At 68.3% G+C, this 16,019-nt stretch carries 15 protein-coding genes and 6 pseudogenes; 13 read left to right on the top strand and 8 right to left on the bottom strand.

Annotated elements, in window-relative coordinates; translation table 11 throughout:
- Window positions 1–252: 252 nt before the first annotated feature.
- From OIE69_RS00795 to OIE69_RS00780, 4 genes are all read left to right on the top strand, one after another.
- Window positions 253–456, top strand: a complete 204-nt coding sequence (locus OIE69_RS00795) for a cold-shock protein (protein ID WP_326569993.1) — start codon at window positions 253–255, stop codon at window positions 454–456.
- 311 nt (window positions 457–767) lie between these two features.
- Window positions 768–2,288: a DEAD/DEAH box helicase gene (locus tag OIE69_RS00790; protein WP_326569992.1), complete on the top strand. Its 1,521-nt coding sequence runs from the start codon at window positions 768–770 to the stop codon at window positions 2,286–2,288.
- A 46-nt stretch (window positions 2,289–2,334) separates the two neighbouring features.
- Window positions 2,335–2,739 carry a CBS domain-containing protein gene (locus OIE69_RS00785; protein WP_326569991.1) on the top strand — a complete coding sequence of 135 codons (405 nt, stop codon included), beginning with the start codon at window positions 2,335–2,337 and terminating at the stop codon, window positions 2,737–2,739.
- A gap of 49 nt (window positions 2,740–2,788) precedes the next feature.
- A complete protein-coding gene (locus OIE69_RS00780) occupies window positions 2,789–3,097 on the top strand; it encodes an SCO5918 family protein (RefSeq protein WP_326569990.1) in 309 nt (102 codons plus the stop codon).
- A 593-nt stretch (window positions 3,098–3,690) separates the two neighbouring features.
- Here the strand turns inward: OIE69_RS00780 and OIE69_RS00775 are convergent.
- Window positions 3,691–4,446 (bottom strand): annotated as a pseudogene (locus tag OIE69_RS00775) (aldo/keto reductase); the annotation flags it as partial.
- Here OIE69_RS00775 and OIE69_RS00770 point away from each other — a divergent pair.
- A pseudogene (locus OIE69_RS00770) lies at window positions 4,437–4,646 on the top strand (hypothetical protein); the annotation flags it as partial. The pseudogenes OIE69_RS00775 and OIE69_RS00770 sit on opposite strands and share 10 nt — an antisense overlap.
- Before the next feature lie 71 nt (window positions 4,647–4,717).
- Here OIE69_RS00770 and OIE69_RS00765 read toward each other — a convergent pair.
- Window positions 4,718–5,521: pseudogene (locus tag OIE69_RS00765) on the bottom strand (SpoIIE family protein phosphatase); the annotation flags it as partial.
- Between the two features lie 177 nt (window positions 5,522–5,698).
- Window positions 5,699–6,181, bottom strand: coding sequence for a thioesterase II family protein (locus OIE69_RS00760; RefSeq protein ID WP_455550594.1), 483 nt, complete (start codon window positions 6,179–6,181; stop codon window positions 5,699–5,701).
- Window positions 6,182–6,223: 42 nt separating this feature from the next.
- On the opposite strand from OIE69_RS00760, the pseudogene OIE69_RS00755 reads away from it, so the two are divergent.
- A pseudogene (locus tag OIE69_RS00755) lies at window positions 6,224–6,899 on the top strand (IS701 family transposase); the annotation flags it as partial.
- Between the two features lie 205 nt (window positions 6,900–7,104).
- Here OIE69_RS00755 and OIE69_RS00750 read toward each other — a convergent pair.
- The gene (locus tag OIE69_RS00750) at window positions 7,105–8,076 is read right to left on the bottom strand and encodes an AraC-like ligand-binding domain-containing protein (RefSeq protein ID WP_326569988.1); all 972 of its coding nucleotides are present in this window, start codon (window positions 8,074–8,076) and stop codon (window positions 7,105–7,107) included.
- A gap of 340 nt (window positions 8,077–8,416) precedes the next feature.
- Here OIE69_RS00750 and OIE69_RS00745 point away from each other — a divergent pair, with 340 nt between their 5' ends.
- From OIE69_RS00745 to OIE69_RS00735, 3 genes and pseudogenes are all read left to right on the top strand, one after another.
- Complete coding sequence (locus OIE69_RS00745; protein WP_326569987.1) at window positions 8,417–8,851, top strand: peptidoglycan-binding domain-containing protein; 435 nt, start codon at window positions 8,417–8,419, stop codon at window positions 8,849–8,851.
- Window positions 8,852–8,947: 96 nt separating this feature from the next.
- Window positions 8,948–9,391, top strand: a complete 444-nt coding sequence (locus OIE69_RS00740) for a peptidoglycan-binding domain-containing protein (protein ID WP_326569986.1) — start codon at window positions 8,948–8,950, stop codon at window positions 9,389–9,391.
- Between the two features lie 258 nt (window positions 9,392–9,649).
- Window positions 9,650–9,796, top strand: a pseudogene (locus OIE69_RS00735) (IS630 family transposase); the annotation flags it as partial.
- Window positions 9,797–9,836: 40 nt separating this feature from the next.
- On the opposite strand, the gene OIE69_RS00730 reads toward OIE69_RS00735, so the two are convergent.
- The gene (locus OIE69_RS00730) at window positions 9,837–10,226 is read right to left on the bottom strand and encodes a transposase (protein WP_326580878.1); all 390 of its coding nucleotides are present in this window, start codon (window positions 10,224–10,226) and stop codon (window positions 9,837–9,839) included.
- A gap of 9 nt (window positions 10,227–10,235) precedes the next feature.
- Here OIE69_RS00730 and OIE69_RS00725 point away from each other — a divergent pair, with 9 nt between their 5' ends.
- On the top strand, window positions 10,236–10,532 hold the full coding sequence (locus OIE69_RS00725) for a hypothetical protein (RefSeq protein ID WP_326569985.1): 297 nt from the start codon (window positions 10,236–10,238) through the stop codon (window positions 10,530–10,532).
- Here the strand turns inward: OIE69_RS00725 and OIE69_RS00720 are convergent.
- Window positions 10,496–11,284, bottom strand: a complete 789-nt coding sequence (locus OIE69_RS00720) for an ISL3 family transposase (protein ID WP_326580876.1) — start codon at window positions 11,282–11,284, stop codon at window positions 10,496–10,498. The two genes, OIE69_RS00725 and OIE69_RS00720, sit on opposite strands and share 37 nt — an antisense overlap.
- 364 nt (window positions 11,285–11,648) lie before the next feature.
- Here OIE69_RS00720 and OIE69_RS00715 point away from each other — a divergent pair.
- Window positions 11,649–11,837: pseudogene (locus OIE69_RS00715) on the top strand (ArsR family transcriptional regulator); the annotation flags it as partial.
- An 88-nt stretch (window positions 11,838–11,925) separates the two neighbouring features.
- On the opposite strand, the gene OIE69_RS00710 reads toward OIE69_RS00715, so the two are convergent.
- Both OIE69_RS00710 and OIE69_RS00705 read right to left on the bottom strand, forming a co-directional pair.
- Complete coding sequence (locus OIE69_RS00710; RefSeq protein ID WP_326569984.1) at window positions 11,926–12,834, bottom strand: ABC transporter permease; 909 nt, start codon at window positions 12,832–12,834, stop codon at window positions 11,926–11,928.
- A 57-nt stretch (window positions 12,835–12,891) separates the two neighbouring features.
- On the bottom strand, window positions 12,892–13,917 hold the full coding sequence (locus OIE69_RS00705; RefSeq protein ID WP_326569983.1) for an ABC transporter substrate-binding protein: 1,026 nt from the start codon (window positions 13,915–13,917) through the stop codon (window positions 12,892–12,894).
- A 252-nt stretch (window positions 13,918–14,169) separates the two neighbouring features.
- Between OIE69_RS00705 and OIE69_RS00700 the strand changes: the two genes are divergently transcribed.
- Both OIE69_RS00700 and OIE69_RS00695 read left to right on the top strand, forming a co-directional pair.
- Window positions 14,170–14,955, top strand: a complete 786-nt coding sequence (locus tag OIE69_RS00700; protein WP_326569982.1) for an ABC transporter ATP-binding protein — start codon at window positions 14,170–14,172, stop codon at window positions 14,953–14,955.
- Complete coding sequence (locus OIE69_RS00695; protein ID WP_326569981.1) at window positions 14,952–15,896, top strand: LLM class F420-dependent oxidoreductase; 945 nt, start codon at window positions 14,952–14,954, stop codon at window positions 15,894–15,896. The genes OIE69_RS00700 and OIE69_RS00695 overlap by 4 nt, the downstream gene beginning before the upstream one ends.
- Window positions 15,897–16,019 lie beyond the last annotated feature (123 nt).

Genomic DNA, 16,019 nt, shown 5'->3' with positions numbered 1-16,019 from the left:
GCGTGGCGTGGGGAGAGTTTTACCCGCAATGAACAGAGTGACGTTATTCAGCGTACGCGGGCCGATACGGCATGCTACTGTCGAGCTCAGTTTGCAGTCGCGGTTCCCAAAACTTCAAGCGCCTCCGTGAGTATTTTTCAGCCACTGGAGACGTTTCTATATACCGGTCATTCTTCCGGGCGGGGCGTCATCGCGGCGACACGGTGTCCGTACAGTGCGGATGCTGGTGTACTGCCCCAAAGGAGATTCGACATGGCGTCTGGCACCGTGAAGTGGTTCAACGCGGCAAAGGGTTTCGGCTTCATCGAGCAGGACAGTGGCGGCGCTGACGTGTTCGCCCACTTCTCGAACATTGCCGCCCAGGGCATTGGTGAGCTGCGCGAAGGCCAGAAGGTCACCTACGACATCGCGCAGAGCCCCAAGGGTCCGACGGCCGAGAACATCGTTCCCGCCTGACGCTGGCGCCCATTTTGTAGCTGATGCCCGAATCCCTAGGGGTGCGGGCACCATCTGCGGGCATGTCCCACAGTGGTGTCACCTGTGGGACAACCCCTGCCCGCCGACGCGCACCTCTTCGGAGCTGCACCCGTCGACGTCCTGGATTCACGCCCACGTGAAGTCACCGATTTCATTGCCTGCACCCAGCACTGGATCTACCGCAGGCCAGATGCGCTTTCGCATTCCATTTAGGCCGTTCTTGTGATTCCCCGCGCTGCTCTCCCGCTGCGGGAATTCCTTGATACGTGCCGTATCAAGGAAGGTTCTGAATGAACCCCACACGTACGAACGACCGCTCCTCCCGCACCCGCCGCCGCACCGGCGGCCCCGCTTTCGGCTCTGCCGCTGGTGCGGTTCGGGGCAGCCGCTTCGCGCCGTCCGCCCCGAGCCGTTCCGGGAGTCCGAGCCGCTCGGGCGGCTACGGCCGCCGGCCCGCAGCCGTCCAGGGCGAGTTCGCCCTGCCGAAAACGATCACTCCCGCACTGCCCGCCGTCGAGACGTTCGCCGACCTCGACATGCCCCGGGAGCTGCTGGCCGCGCTCACCACGCAGGGCGTGGCGGTGCCGTTCCCGATCCAGGGCGCGACCCTGCCGAACACCCTCGCGGGCCGCGACGTCCTGGGCCGCGGCCGGACCGGCTCCGGCAAGACCCTCGCCTTCGGCCTGGCCCTACTGGCCCGAACCGCCGGACAGCGCGCCGAACCCCGCCAGCCCCTGGCCCTGATTCTGGTCCCCACCCGGGAACTCGCCCAGCAGGTGACCGATGCCCTCACCCCCTACGCCAGAGCGGTGAAGCTGCGCCTGGCCACCGTCGTCGGCGGGATGCCGATCGGCAAGCAGGCGGGTGCGCTGCGGGGTGGCACCGAAGTCGTCGTGGCCACCCCCGGACGCCTCAAGGACCTCATCGACCGCGGCGACTGCCGGCTGAACCAGGTCGCGATCACCGTCCTCGACGAGGCCGACCAGATGGCCGACATGGGCTTCATGCCGCAGGTCACCGCACTCCTGGACCAGGTACGCCCCGAGGGCCAGCGCATGCTGTTCTCCGCGACCTTGGACCGCAACGTCGACCTCCTGGTCCGCCGCTACCTCACCGACCCCGTCGTCCACTCCGTCGACCCGTCCGCCGGCGCGGTCACCACGATGGAACACCACGTCCTGCACGTGCACGGCACCGACAAGCACCGGATGACGACGGAGATCGCGGCGCGCGAGGGCCGGGTGATCATGTTCCTGGACACCAAGCACGCCGTGGACCGGCTCACCCAGGACCTCCTCAACAGCGGAGTACGGGCGGCCGCCCTGCACGGCGGGAAGTCACAGCCGCAGCGCACCCGCACCCTCGCGCAGTTCAAGACCGGGCACGTCACCGTGCTGGTCGCCACGAACGTCGCGGCCCGCGGCATCCACGTCGACAACCTCGACCTCGTCGTCAACGTGGACCCGCCGACCGACCACAAGGACTACCTCCACCGCGGCGGCCGTACGGCCCGCGCGGGCGAGTCCGGCAGCGTCGTCACCCTGGTCACTCCCAACCAGCGCCGCGACATGACCCGCCTCATGGCCGCCGCCGGCATCGTGCCCCAGACCACCCAGGTCCGCTCCGGCGATGAAGCCCTCAACCGGATCACCGGCGCCCAGACCCCCTCCGGCATCCCCGTCACCATCACCGCGCCGGCGTCGGCGCCCGAGCGACGCAAGCGCAGTGCGGCCTCCCGCGGTCGGCGCAGTCCCGCTTCGGGTGCCCGCCGCGTGAGCGTGCGGCAGTCCGCCTTTGACGCGGCGGCCTGAGCACCACGTGATCAGGAAGCTGACCCATCTCTGCAGGAGGCACCTTTTGACGCTGGTCCAGATGCAGCCCCGCTCGGCGAGTGCCACCCCCGTGCACAAGACGGTGGCCGACGCCATGGACACCGCCGGACCGCAGGTCTGTGACGACATGACCGTCGAGGTGGCCCTGTCCGTCATGGCCAGTGCCCGCGTCGGGCACCTGCTCATCTGCGACGACGACGGCCTGTGCACCGGACTGGTCACACAGGCCCAGCTCACCGCCGTTCGTGACAGCTCCGCGTACACCGACCGGGTCCAGCTGCGCGACATCCTCGGCGACCGTGGGCCGTTCACCTCGCCCGTGACCACGATGGCCGAAGCCGAGCACGCCATGCGCTACCGCCGGCTCGATGCCCTGCCCGTCGTCGATGAACAAGGCAGCGCTCTCGGCGTCCTCGCCCTTGCCCGCTGAACCCGCCTCACCGCGGCAGAACCGTCCCCTCTTCTCCCTGTGAGGCATCATGCGCTGTGTCATCGCCCGCTTCCCGTTCGACCTCACCAAGAGCGGCGTCCTGAAATCCATGATGGGCGTCAAGCCCGAGCCGGTCACTGGCGAGTCCGTGACCATCGGCCGCCGCACCTACCCCGTCAAACAGGTCGGCCAGGTCATCACCCGCCAAGACCGACGCGATTTCAGCGCCGGCGAAGTCCTCCGGGCCATGACCCAGCTGGGCTTCACCTGCCGCGGCCTTCCCCAGACCGCACCCACACGCGCCCTCAGCCCGCTCCAGCAGGCTTCCGCGATGCTCGGCGCCCCTGCGGCCGTCTGACCGACGGGCAGGCGCGAGCGGCTGCACGGCCGTGTGCCGCCTCGTGTCAGTAGCCAGGCAGGGTCGGCTGCCTGGTGTCAGAAGGCCGTTCCCGACCCCATACAGAGGCCGGACCGGGGCTCCCCGTGCGGAGTCCTGGCCCGGCCTTCACGCGCTGCGGTGGTTGCCAGCGCAAGGTACTGCCACTGCCGACTCCACGGTGAGACCGGGCACATCCCACCCACCGAGTACGAGACCAACTACTACTACCGAGAGACCACGAAACCCCAGGTCACAGTCACGACCTAGAGTCTCGATCGAACCCGGAACGGTTCAGTGCCGGGGTGCCCCGGGTTCCGACAGCTGCCTCTGTACGGCCGCTGCGGTGCCCGGGGCCCTGGGTCAAGAAGTGTTGTGTCAGGGCATGTCGATTTCGGGTGGAACAAGGACCTGCGATCGCCCGCACGGGCCTGTTCTCATAGCATCGCCCTTGAACTCGGCCTGCGGGCCGGCCAACTTTGCCTTGGTAGCCCGAAGCTGGCGATCGCAGGTGTCCCGCACCCGTATGCGGCCCGCGGTCGCCGACCGCGGGCCGCATACGCGCGGCCAGCCGATCAGAAGGCAATCCCCATGGCCGGGTGCGGAATATAGGGTGCCTCGAGTTCGGACACTTCTTCGTCGGTCAGGCTGACGTCCAGCGCCGCCAGGGCGTCCTCAAGGTGGCGGGGCTTGCCCGCACCGACGATCGGAGCCGAGATCACTGGGTTGCGCAGCAGCCATGCCAGCGCGACCTGCGCCCGGGTAATGCCTCGCGCTGCGGCGATCGAGGCGACCTTCTCCACCACGGCCTTGTCGGCGGCCTTGGTGGCGTCGTACAGGGTGTTGCCAAAGGGGTCGGCGGAGGAACGGTCGGTGACCGTGTCCCAATCCCGGGTGAGGCGCCCGCGGGCCAGCGGGCTCCAGGGGATCACTCCGATCCCCTGGTCGGCGCACAGGGGCAGCATCTCGCGCTCTTCTTCGCGGTTCAGCAGGTTGTAGTGGTCCTGCATGGACACAAACCGTGCCCAGCCGTTCATCGTCTGCAGGTGGAGGGCCTTGCTGAACTGCCAGGCGTACATGGAGGAGGCGCCGATGTAGCGGACCTTGCCGGACTTCACCACGACTTGCAGGGCCTCGAGAGTTTCCTCGATCGGCACTTCCAGGTCCAGGCGGTGGATCTGGTAGAGGTCGATGTAGTCGGTGCCCAGGCGGGTGAGGCTGGCATCGACCTCGGTGAAGATCGCCTTTCGGGACAGGCCGCTGCCGTTCGGCCCCGGGCGCATGGCTCCGCGCACCTTGGTGGCAATGACGACCTCGTCGCGGGAAGCGAAGTGAGTGCCCGGCCTGCGCAACCGTCGTACCGGTCGAAGACATCCTGATGGTGCCCGGTCCAGGACTTGATCCGCATCCGGCGGACCCGGTCAGCCGGGCCCTGACGAAGCCCAAGCGGCTGTTGCAGCCCATTGCCGTCGATCAGGTCCACCCGAAGGGCGAGGGCATGCAGGAGATGTACGCCGGTACGGCGCTGTAAGAGGGCATCTCATTTGGCCGGGCGGTCCGCCCCGACGGCGCCGTGGCGTTGTTTGCTGCCGTGCCCGGCCGTCACTGGTCGGTGCCGTCGGCTGCTGACGTCGGTAGGGGCAGCTCGGCCCAGATGGTCTTGCCCGTCCGTGTGTGGCGGGTGCCCCAGCGCTGCGCGAGTTGAGCGACGATGAACAGACCACGGCCTCCCTCGTCGAAGAGTCGTGCGCGCCGCAAGTGCGGAGCGGTACTGCTGGCGTCCGTGACCTCGCAGATGAGCTCGGATTCATGGATCAATCGCAGGACGACCGGGGGACGGCCGTATCGGATGGCGTTGGTCACCAGCTCACTGACCACCAATTCGGTCGTGAAGGCGGCGTGCTCCAGGCCCCAGGCGGCGAGTGTGTCGCGCACCAGTTCGCGGGTGTGAGCGACCGCGACGGGATCATTGGTCAGTTCCCAGGTGACGACCTGGGTGGCATCCAGTGCCTGGGTTCGCGCGAGGAGCAGAGCTGCATCGTCTGTGCGATGCCCGGGCACAAGACGGTGCACGAGCCGGTCGCAGAACGGATCCAAGCTCTGCTGACGGCACACATCGCGAAGAGCGGCACGTAGGTCGTCGGGGCTGCGATCAGTGCCCTCAACGAGGCCGTCGGTGTAGAGGGCGAGGACGCTGCCCTCTGGGAGCTCGAACTCCGCCACCTCGAAGGGCAGCCCGCCCACCCCCAGTGGGGGCCCGGCGGGCACCTCCAGGGAGTCGACCTTTCCGTCAGGAGTGGCCAGCAGCGGCGTGGGATGGCCTGCCCGGGCCATGGAGCAGTGGCGGGACACCGGGTCGTACACCGCGTAGAGGCATGTCGCCCCCACCTCCGCGGGCCCCTCCTCCGCCTGGCAGGTGCTGCCGTCGGCCGCGGGCCGCGAGGACCTGGAGGCCGCCTTCACCGCCGCGGGCCTGGCCGACCGCCTGGACCAGGACTGGAGGCAGCGCTCCTCGGCCTGAACCGCCGCCCAGAACCGAGCCCGCGGGTAAGCGTGGACAAGGCCCTCGTGCATGTCCGCGCGTCAGCCCTGGTCCAGGTGCGGTGCGTTCGTGTCGAGGCAGGCGAACAGGTCGGCGACCAGGGGTGCCGCGTGCTGTTCGAGGTAGAAGTGCCCGCCGGGGAAGGAGCGTGTGGCGAAGCTCGACCGGGTCACTGCTGACCAGGCGTTCACCGCGTCCTCGTCGACGTGCTCGTCCTGGTCGCCGTAGTAGGCGACGACTGGAACGGCCAGAGTCGGCGGCGGGACCGCGGCCTCGTACGCGTCGAGCAGGCGGTAGTCGGTCCGAATCAGCGGAAGGAACAGTTCCCGGAGTTCCGGGTTCGCGAGCACCTCCGCGTTGGTGCCGCGCATGGCGACCAGTTCCTCGACCAGTTCCTCGTCGCTCGCGTCGGCGAGATTCCGGGAGCGCAACTTCTCGGGCCCGGGTCGACCCGAGACGAACAATGCCTCGAGTCCGGTCGCGACGGGAGCCGCCGCCAGGCGTGCCGCGACTTCGAATGCCACGGAAGCGCCCATGCTGTGGTCGAAGAACACCAGCGGACTGCCGGGGACAACCCGCACCTACATGCGGCACTGGAGGCCCGTCCGATCGGCTATGTCTTGGCGGTTTCCAGCACCCACCGAGTGACCACACGCGCGGGCAGGTTTCCAGTGAAGGACCTGGTCACGCGCATCCCGAAGCGGGCGTGGCAGCGATTGTCTGCCGGAGTGGGCGCGAAGGGCGTGCGGTTCTACGACTGGGCAGTCTTCGATACCGAGGGCCCGGCCGGGCGGCCCGGGCACTGGTGGACGCTGGTCCGTCGCAACCAGCGAAGCGGCGAGCTCGCCTTCTACCGCTGCTTCTCACCGCACCCCGTTTCGCTGTTCGAGCTCGTGCGCGTAGCTGGACGGCGCTGGACGATCGAGGAGACCTTTCAGGCCGGCAAGGGTCTGGCCGGCCTGGACGAGCACCAGGTCCGCCGCTGGAACTCCTGGCACCGCTGGGTCACCCTCTCCATGCTCGCCCACGCTTTCCTCGCCGTCGTCCGAGCACAGCAAGCACCCCGGACTAACCACCCTAATCCCCCTCACCTGCAACGAGATCCAGCGCCTGTTCACCACGCTCGTGGCCCGGCCCGTCCACGACGTGACTCACCGGCTGAGCTGGTCCCATTGGCGACGTCGCCATCAAGCCCGCGCCCACGCGAGTCATTACCGACGACAAGCTGCGAATCAGGCATGAACATCACGATCTACGGCTGGAGTATTAGGGACGTGCCATGACTCGCTCTCAAATGATCGAGTCCCCATCGAATCCGGAACGGGTGGACCCCGTTTGCCCCAGGGTGAGTTCGTGGGCGCTATTTCGCACAGTCTAATATTCGAACGTGCCGATAGACGCTCGACCGTCGCGTCCGGCCACGCGGGACCCGGCCGCGGGCAGGCTGTCACATGGACGTGCGGGGGTGGTTCAGGTCGCGCCAGTCCCGGGGCGACATTCCGTATGTCTGCCTGAACACCTTGCTGAAGTGGGACGCGTCCACGAAACCCCAGCGCCGTCCGGTCGCCGCGATGGTGCGCAGGGGCCCGTGCGGGCCGGCCAGATCCCGCTTGCACTCGGCCAGCCGGCGTGTACGGATCCAGTCGCCGAGGGTGATGCCCGAGCGGGCCAGTACGGCGTAGAGATGTCGCACGGAGACGCCGTGGACGGCGGCGATTCGCGCGGCCGACAGATCGGGGTCAGCCAGATGCGCCTGAACGTACTGAGTGACCCGCTGGGTGAGCGTCGCCTCCAACGGCCCCTTGGTCAGGCCAGAGTCGCCGTGCTGGGTTGCCAGGACGGCGCGGAGTAGTTCGATGCTGGGGGTGACGACGGAGTCGGCGTCCCCAGCACCCTGATGGAGCTCGTCGCTGACGGCCAACTGTGAGAAGTAGGTGAAGGCGAGCCGCGCGACGGGATTGCCGGGCCCCAGGGCGACCGCCGCCACATCTCTCAACAGCCGCTCGGGCAGCGCCAGTGAGGCACGGGGGAAACGCAGGAAGTGGTGGTCGACTCCCTTGTCGAAGAGAAGCGTGTACGGGGCGACGGACTCGTAGACGGCGCACTCGCCCGGCCTCAGCAGGCACTCGCGGCCGTTCTGCACCACCAGACTGGTCCCCGTCATCTGCACGCCGAGGAAGACGGCCGGCTCCTCGTCCTCCCGGGCCAGTCGTTCTGTCCGGTGGATGGTGACGGAGGTCGCACGCGCCGAACAGATCCGGAGGGGGCCGACGGTGCCGAGACCCAGGCGGACGGAGATGCCGTCGGTCGGCGGACCGTGATCGATGTCGACCGCCACGATGGAATCCCGCACCGCGTTCCGGACCACTTCCTCCCGGTCCTGCGGTGGCGTGAACGCGGTGTCCAGAACCGGGCTCATGCGCCGCACCTTTGCCCGCGTCCGCCACCCGGCTGGCCTGACGCCGGCCTGCCCCGTTTCCCCACGTGTCACCCTTCGAACGATCCCCCGGACCTCAGTTTGACGGTCTTGTTATACAGCGTGCAGCTCATTCGGCAGGCGTGCACAAAGGCATCACCGCCCTCTTCCGACACCCTCACTGGAGACGGTGCACGACGGACAAAGAAGCCTGCACGTATGACAAAGGCCGGGTACCACGCCGCCGCTAGTGTCCATGGCCGAGCCCCGGGACGGCATCGCGAGCCGTGCTCGGGCCGCCACGGAAACGACAGCGCTTCTCGCACGGAGAGGAACGACAGGTATGCGCAGGACAGGCAGGAGCAGGGCACTTCTGGCGACCGGGACCTTGCTGGGGGCCCTGATGGGAGTGGCGTCCGCCGCCGTCCCGGCCCACGCGGCGGACGGGGTGTGTACGGGAGCGGCCGCGGTGCAGATCGGATCGACGGGCCGGCACTTTGTGTACCCGATCAACGTCGCGAACAACACCATCTATTGCTACCTGCAGTCCGGGCACACCGGTCCGGGAGTCAGGGCCCTGCAGAGGAACATGAACAGCTGTTACGGCAAGAAGCTTGAACTCGACGGCATTTTCGGGTCGGACACCAGGAATGCTCTGCGGGACGTCCAGGGCAGGATCGGTGCGGTGGTCGACGGCGTCTACGGCCGGGAGACCCTGGCCAAGATGAAGTGGGCCCGCTACAGCAACGAAACCGGCGCCAAGTACGACTGCGCCTGAGCTCGACGTTCAACCTCGCAAGTCACCCGATCTGCTGATCTCACAGCGTGAGCAAGATCCTGACGCCTCTCCCTGATACCTGTCATGAGGAGCACGATGTCTTTCCGTACGTCCCGGAACAAGCCGCGCGCCCTTGCTGCGCTGGGCGCCCTGGCGGCCATACTCGCCTGCGGTGTCGCCGCCTCCCCCTCCGCGAGCGCGGCCGGTATATACCCGACCTGCAACACCACCAAGGCTGTCTCCATCACCTCGGGTCACTCCGTTACGGTTCCCGCCTACGGCAGCTCCAAGACCCTGACCTGCAAACTGGTACTCGACCAGGACACGGAGAACCCGGCCGTCAAGGCGCTGCAGCGGAGCCTGAAGAACTGCGAGGGCTACGCCTACCTTGACATCGATGGTTACTACGGCCCGCAGACGTTCCTCGCCGTTGAGGCCCTTCAGGAGAGCTATGGACTCTCCCAGGACGGCATCTACGGCCCGGACACCCGTGACAGCATGAAGCACTACAGTTCCACGTTGGGCTGCGCCCGCCTCTGACACCGTGATTCAGCGCCTGACGGCACTGGCCGTCCCTCACCGCTTCGGCCGGTCCCCCGGCCGAAGCGGCGTGCCGCTTGTCGGCGCCGCACCATGGCCGCGCGACTTCCTCGCCGGGCAGCAGCGCGACCCTGCTGTCGTAGTCCGAGGCGAGCCAGCCACGCCTCCATACCGGCCAGCTCCCTTTCGCAACAGCTCCGCACGTTCCTTGAGCCCTTCCCCGCGCTGAAGGCTTCACGAAAACCTTGGCCGAGCCTCGCGATGATGCCGCCTCGCGCACGCACTTGGGGTCGGCGAGGCCGCACGCCCGTGGTGAGGGTCCGCGGACGCTCCCGGCGTCGGATCTCGGTCGCCGCGCTGTGCTGCAACAAACCGGGCGAGAGGCCGCGGCTGATCTACCGTCCCGGGCTGTTCGCCGTCACCAATATCGACGGGGTGTGTCAACTTAACGGCTCTGGTCGTAGTCGGTGGTGACGGTGGGTGACAATGTGCTGAGCAGGATGCGGTGGCGGAGGAGTTCGAATCCTGCTCGGCCGTGCATCTGTCCCCTGATCCGCTTGGTGTGGGTGTTGACGCCTTCGGTGCGGCCGTTGCTCCAGGGGAGGGTCAGGCCGGCGTTGACAGCGGCGCGGTCGAGTTCCAGGCCGTTGCAGAAGCTGTGCAGGTGGGGCAGTCCCGCGCAGCGGGCCTGGGCGATCCATTCCGTGAGCTTGGAGTCGTTGCGGCTTGCGGGCGTCAGGAGGGCGGCGAAGTCGCGGATGAGGGCGGTGAGCTGGGTCATCTCGGGGCAGGCCGTGGTGAGAAGGCCGAGTAGCTCGGTGTCCTTGGTGCGCAGGCGGTCGGGGTGGGTGAGCAGGAGCCGGGTGAGGCGGCGGGGGGTGGTGACGGGGCGGTCGCCTTCGGCGCGGCCCTGGTTGAGGTATCGGACCAGCAGGTTGGCGCTGCCGGTGATCTCGTGCAGGAGGTGGGTGACGGGGACGGCCGGGTCGTCGGACCGGCGCTGGCGCAGGTGGTCGCGGTAGGAGTCGACCAGGGTGGGCCGGTAGCGGGCGGCGATGCGATCGGCGGGCGGTTCGGGGCTGCGGGCGTAGCGTTTTACGGTGTTCAGGGCGATGCCCAGTCTGCCGGCACATTCGAGTAGGCCGAGCCGGAGTCGAGGAGGGCGTGGACTTTGTGCCAGCGCTCGCGGGTGGTCTGCTCACGGACGCCGCCGGGGCGGGGTGGGTTGACGGTGGCCCAGCAGGAGGCGTGGGCGCGGACCTCGGCCAGTACCTTGTCGCACAGGTTTTTCCACAGGTGCCAGCGGTCGCTGACCTGCACCGCGTCAGGCAGGGCCCGGCGGATCGCCTCGGCGTAGGTGGCCGAGCCGTCCCGGCACACGACTTCGATCTCCTTCTTCCCGCGCAGCCATGCCTCCAATGTGGCGGCCTCGCGGTCGGGCGGCACGTCGAGGCGATCCCCGGTCTCGGCATTGATGATGATCGTGGCGTAGCGGTGGCGGCGCCGCAGGGCGAAGTCGTCGACCCCGATCACCCGCGGCATCCGCGCCGCCGGCGGGGGGATGCGCTGCAGCAGACGCAGGGCGGTGGCGTAGGAGATGGGCGTCGCCAGGAGCCGGGTGAGACGGGAGGCCGCCCGGCCGCATACTGTAACTCCGCGACCACCCCCGAGACCTGCCTGGTCAGACGCGTGGTGCGACGCTGAAGGCGCTCGATCAGCCCTGGGACCTGCTCGCGGAAGGTCTGCCGCCGACAGCCCCCGTACCGGGCAGACCGAGCGCCGCACCCGGACCCGGGCCACGACCTGCCGACCGTCCACCGGCACATCAGCCACCGTCCGGACGTGATACCCGTGCACCTTCCCCGTCAGCACCCCGCACACCGGACAGGGCATCGGAACATCCCGGGTTCGGGCGATGACCCGGATCACCCCGCCATCATCCGCCACATCCTCGATGACCAGCGCCGAAAGCCCCGAAAAGACTATTGCTACACGGGAGTTGACATCGCGCATACAACATCAACGACACCCGCCACCCACCGTCACCACCGACTACGGAACAGAGCCGTTCTTTGTACACACCCCTACGACGCCGTACTTGAGGCAACGGAGACGCTTCTGGGCTACAGCGCCCTCGTTGCCGCGGGCCTCGCCCACAAAGTCGACATCAGTCTATCGTCGGTAAGGGATCTTCAGCGCAAGCTCGCCAGAGGCCCGGGATGCCCGGGCCCGGGGGATTGGACAGCCATCCTGCACGGTGCGGGACCTGCTCACGGTCATCGAGGTGGAGCCCTCGGCCCTGTCGCAGCAACTCGCAGTGCTGCGCCGCTCCGGGATCGTGACTGCGGCCCGGGAGGGCTCGACCGTCGTCTACGAGCTGGCCGGCGGGGACGTCGCGGACCTGATGGGGGCCGCGCGCCGGATCCTCACCGAAATGCTGGCGGGTGCCGGCCCACCACGGCACCCACGGAACCTGATGGCTCGGCGGCCTGCCCCGGCATGGGGTCCGTCCGAACACGGTCCTGCGTTGACCGTCAGCTGCGCGAGGTGGTCTCCCTGACCCAGGGCAGCGCGAACCGCTCGATCAGCACCAAGGCGAAGTAGAGCAGGATGCTCATCAACCCGACCAGGATGATCGCCGCCCAGGCGGTGGCGGTGTCGCCGACCCCGCCGGCTTGCACGATCAGATAGCCCAGCCCGGTCTCACCGGCCTGGAACTCGCCGATGACTGCGCCGATCGCGGCGAGCGGCATGGCCACCTTCAGCCCGACGAAGATCTGCGGCAGCGCTGCGGGCAGCCGTACCTTCCGGAACGCCTGCCAGCGCGACGCGTCCAGCGAGCGCGCCAACTCGGCCAGGTCCGCCGGGGTCGAAGTGAGGCCGGTCGCGGTGGACAGCACGATCGGGAAGAAGCAAAGCAGGAAGACCATGGTCAGGACCGGCTTCTGCCCCCAGCCGAGCGCCCCCACCAGGAGCGGCCCGAGCGCGATTTTCGGAACCGCGTTGACGGCGACCAGCAGCGGTGTGAACATCCGCTCCACCACCCGTGAGCCGGCCAGTGACAGTCCGATCAGAACTCCGCAGGCGCTGGAGAGAACGAACCCGACAACTGTTTCCACCGTGGTGTGGCCGGTGTGCTCCAGGAACTGGGCCGGAGCTGCGGTGAACGCCGAGAGGACTGCACCGGGCGGAGGCAGCACTACCGGGTGGATCACCTCCAGCACCGAAGTGAGAAGCCACCACACGCCGAGCGCGACCAGCAGTCCGGCCGAGGGTAGCAGCACGGCACCGATACCCGTACTGCGCTGTAGTCCGGCTCGCGGCCCCGGCGCCGGGGCCGCCGCCGGGGCCTGCTGCTGCGAGAGTTCGGTCATCCCACCCTCCTCGAGCCGCCCAGCTCGTCCCTTTGCTCGGCCACTCAGCGCGGAGTCGGTGCGGCACATGCCGGTGCTCCCTGCCGACCGCCGGCGGGGAGCTTACGTTCGGGCAATTGGTGCGGATCAGGCCTTCGGTACGAGATCGAAGTCGATGATCTGCTCAGGAGTCATTCCTGGCGGCAGCGCACCCGCATCCTGCAGGACCGCGATGCTCCTCGCGACCCGCCCGGAGTCCAGCGTCCCGATTGCCGTGCCGGAACCGCCTGGCCTGACGTAGGAGGCCATCAACTTCAACTCGGCAGCCGCAGCGGCCGGATTCGTGGCGTCCACGTTCCGTTTCAGGATCCCGGCGGCCTCCTTCGAGTTGGCCAGGCTGTACTCCAAGCCCTTGAGCAGCGCCGTGGTGAACCGCTTCACCGTCTCCGGGTCCTCTTCGGCGATCTCCTTCGACGTGATGAGCACATTCCCATAGAGATCGGGCATCACGTCGCTGTACGGGAGCAGGACGGCCTTCTTCTTGGTCACCGCCTCTATGGTCGGCTTACCCACAACGAACTGGCCGATGCCGTCCACCGAGCCGCCGGCGAGCGTGCCCATCAGGGTCTGTGCATCGCCGTTGACCCATGTCACCTTGGCGGCGTCCACTCCGGCCAGTCGGGCGTACGTCGGGAAGAGGTTACGTACGACAGAGCCGGGCGTGTCGGCGAGCCGTTTGCCCTCGATGTCCTTCGGTACGGCGATGCCGTTGCCCTCGGTGGTGGCGATCGCGGCCATGGTGCGCTGCTGGATGGCGGCCACGGCGACGAAGTCCTTCGCCTGACCATTGCCCATCTGGAGCAAACTTCCCGTCAGGTCGGTCGGGCCGAATTGCGCCTGGCCACTCACGACGGCTGCAATCACGCCGCCGGTACCCTGGCCCGGCTTGATCTCCACATCGAAGCCGGCCTCTTCGAAGAACCCCTTGTCCTTCGCGACCCAGGCGTACGCGTCCCGGCCGAAGTTGCCGAACGAGGTCAGGTAGGTCACCTTCTTCAGTGGCTTGGCGTCCGCACCGGCGCCGGCGTCGGAGTCCGACCCGCCACACCCCGAAACCAGTGCCAGTGCCGTGGCCAGGGCCACCGCGGCAACCGTACGGGCGAACCTGTTCATGCGCACAGTGTTGTCCTTTCCGACCACCGACTACGCCGGCGGAGGGGCGTCGAGACGAAACGGCGTGACGAACCGCGGGAGGGCATGACACTTCGTGCGGACAACAGCGTACGAGAGAAGGGCAGTTGTCGGCAGGGTGAGGGATTCACCGACGGTGCGACAGGTACCGCTGAGCGGCCTGTTGCAGGTAGCCTGACCGGGCGTCACAGACCGGCCGTCATGGCGATCGCCAATGGATGGGGAGACCGCCGGATGATCAGACTCACCGGTGTGGCCCGGAGTTTCACCAGCCGGTCGGGTTCGACGGTGGCGCTCCAGGGCATCGGCCTTCACGTCGCCGAGGGTGAGTTCGTGGCGGTGGTGGGCCGGTCCGGTTGCGGCAAGTCCACACTGCTCAGGCTGATCGCCGGGCTCCTGCCGGTCACCGAGGGCGTGATCACCATCGGCGGCGAGCGGGTCACCGGAGCCCGGCGGGATGTCGCCCTGCTGTTCCAGCGGCCGGCCCTGTTGCCTTGGCGGTCCGTCCTCGACAACGTCCTGCTGCCCGTGGAGATCTTCGGGTGGAGCAAGGCAGAGCACCGCGACCGGGCGTACAGGCTGCTGGAGACGGCCGGACTGAGCGGCTTCGAGAAGCACCGGCCGCACGAGCTCTCCGGCGGTATGCAGCAACGCGTCTCACTGTGCCGGTCGCTGATGGGCGAGCCCCGGGTGCTGCTCATGGACGAGCCGTTCTCCGCACTCGACGCGCTGACCCGCGCGGAACTCGCGGTGGAGCTGCAACGCGTCCACATCGAGAATTCCGCCACCGTCGTCTTTGTCACCCACTCGATAGACGAGGCCGTGCTGCTCGCCGACCGCGTGGTGGTGCTCAGCCCGCGTCCGGGCCGGATCCGCGACGTCGTCGACATCGCCATTCCCCGGCCGCGGGCGCTGGGCCGAACCGCGCACCTCGGCGAAGTCGCCCGGTGCAGCGCCCATCTGCACGAGCTGCTGATGGAACGGGACATACCCACGTCGGCCGAAACGGACGGGCGATGACCCTGCGGATCTGTGTCTTCACCGAGCCGCACCGCGGCGCCGACTACGAAGATCAGCTGCGCTTTGCGCGACTCGTCGAGGACGGCGGGTTCGAGGGCTTCTTCCGGGCCGATCACTACCAGGCGATGGGTGTCGATCCCGGGCTGCCCGGTCCCACGGACGCGTGGCCTACGCTGGGCGCGCTCGCTCGGGAGACCTCCCGGATCCGGCTGGGCACCCTCGTCACCTCGGCCACCTTCCGTCTGCCGGGCCCGCTGGCCGTGATGGTTGCGCAGGTCGACCGGATGAGCGCCGGGCGGGTCGAGCTGGGCATCGGCGCCGGATGGTACGAACGAGAACACACCTCGTACGGCATCCCGTTCCCGGCTGTCCCGGAGCGCTTCGACCGGCTGGAGGAGCAGCTGGCGGTGATCACCGGGCTGTGGCGGACACCGGTCGGCGAGAGATTCAGCTATCGCGGCGACCACTACCAGCTGGTCGACGCGCCAGCTCTGCCGAAGCCCGTCCAGGTGCCGGCCCCGCCGATCATCGTCGGGGGTCGCGGCCCCAAGCGCACCCCGGAGCTGGCCGCCCGGTATGCCGACGAGTTCAACATGCCCTTCACAACGGTGGCAGAGACGGCCCAGGCGTACCAGCGGGTTGCCGAGGCGTGCGACCGAACCGGCCGGGCCGGCGCCGGTCAGCCACCGCTGGTGCTCTCGGCCGGTGTCGTGGTGGCGATCGGCCGTACCGACGCGGAGGCGCAGCGGCGGGCCGCCCCCCTGCACGCCAAGAGCGCGCTGCCGCCAGAGGATCCGGTGGTCGGATCCCCGGCCCAGCTCGTGGAGCGGCTCGGCGAGTTCTCCGCGATCGGCGCGTGCCGGATCCATCTGCGGCTGATCGACTTCACTGACCTCGACCACCTGGAACTCATCGCCAGTGAGGTGCTCCCGCAGCTGTAGCGCGTGAAAACCGAGGCAACCTGCGGGTGCCGATACATCATCCGTCCAGGTCGCGGCCTTGATCGTCGTTCTCTGGCCGTACTCCCGTGCACCAGCTCGCCGGGCTTGCCGCGTCCGTAGCGG

The sequence above is a fragment of the Actinacidiphila glaucinigra genome, from assembly GCF_035918135.1.
Classification (GTDB): Bacteria; Actinomycetota; Actinomycetes; order Streptomycetales; family Streptomycetaceae; genus Actinacidiphila; species Actinacidiphila glaucinigra.
This window is presented reverse-complemented; position numbering and strand designations above follow the sequence as displayed.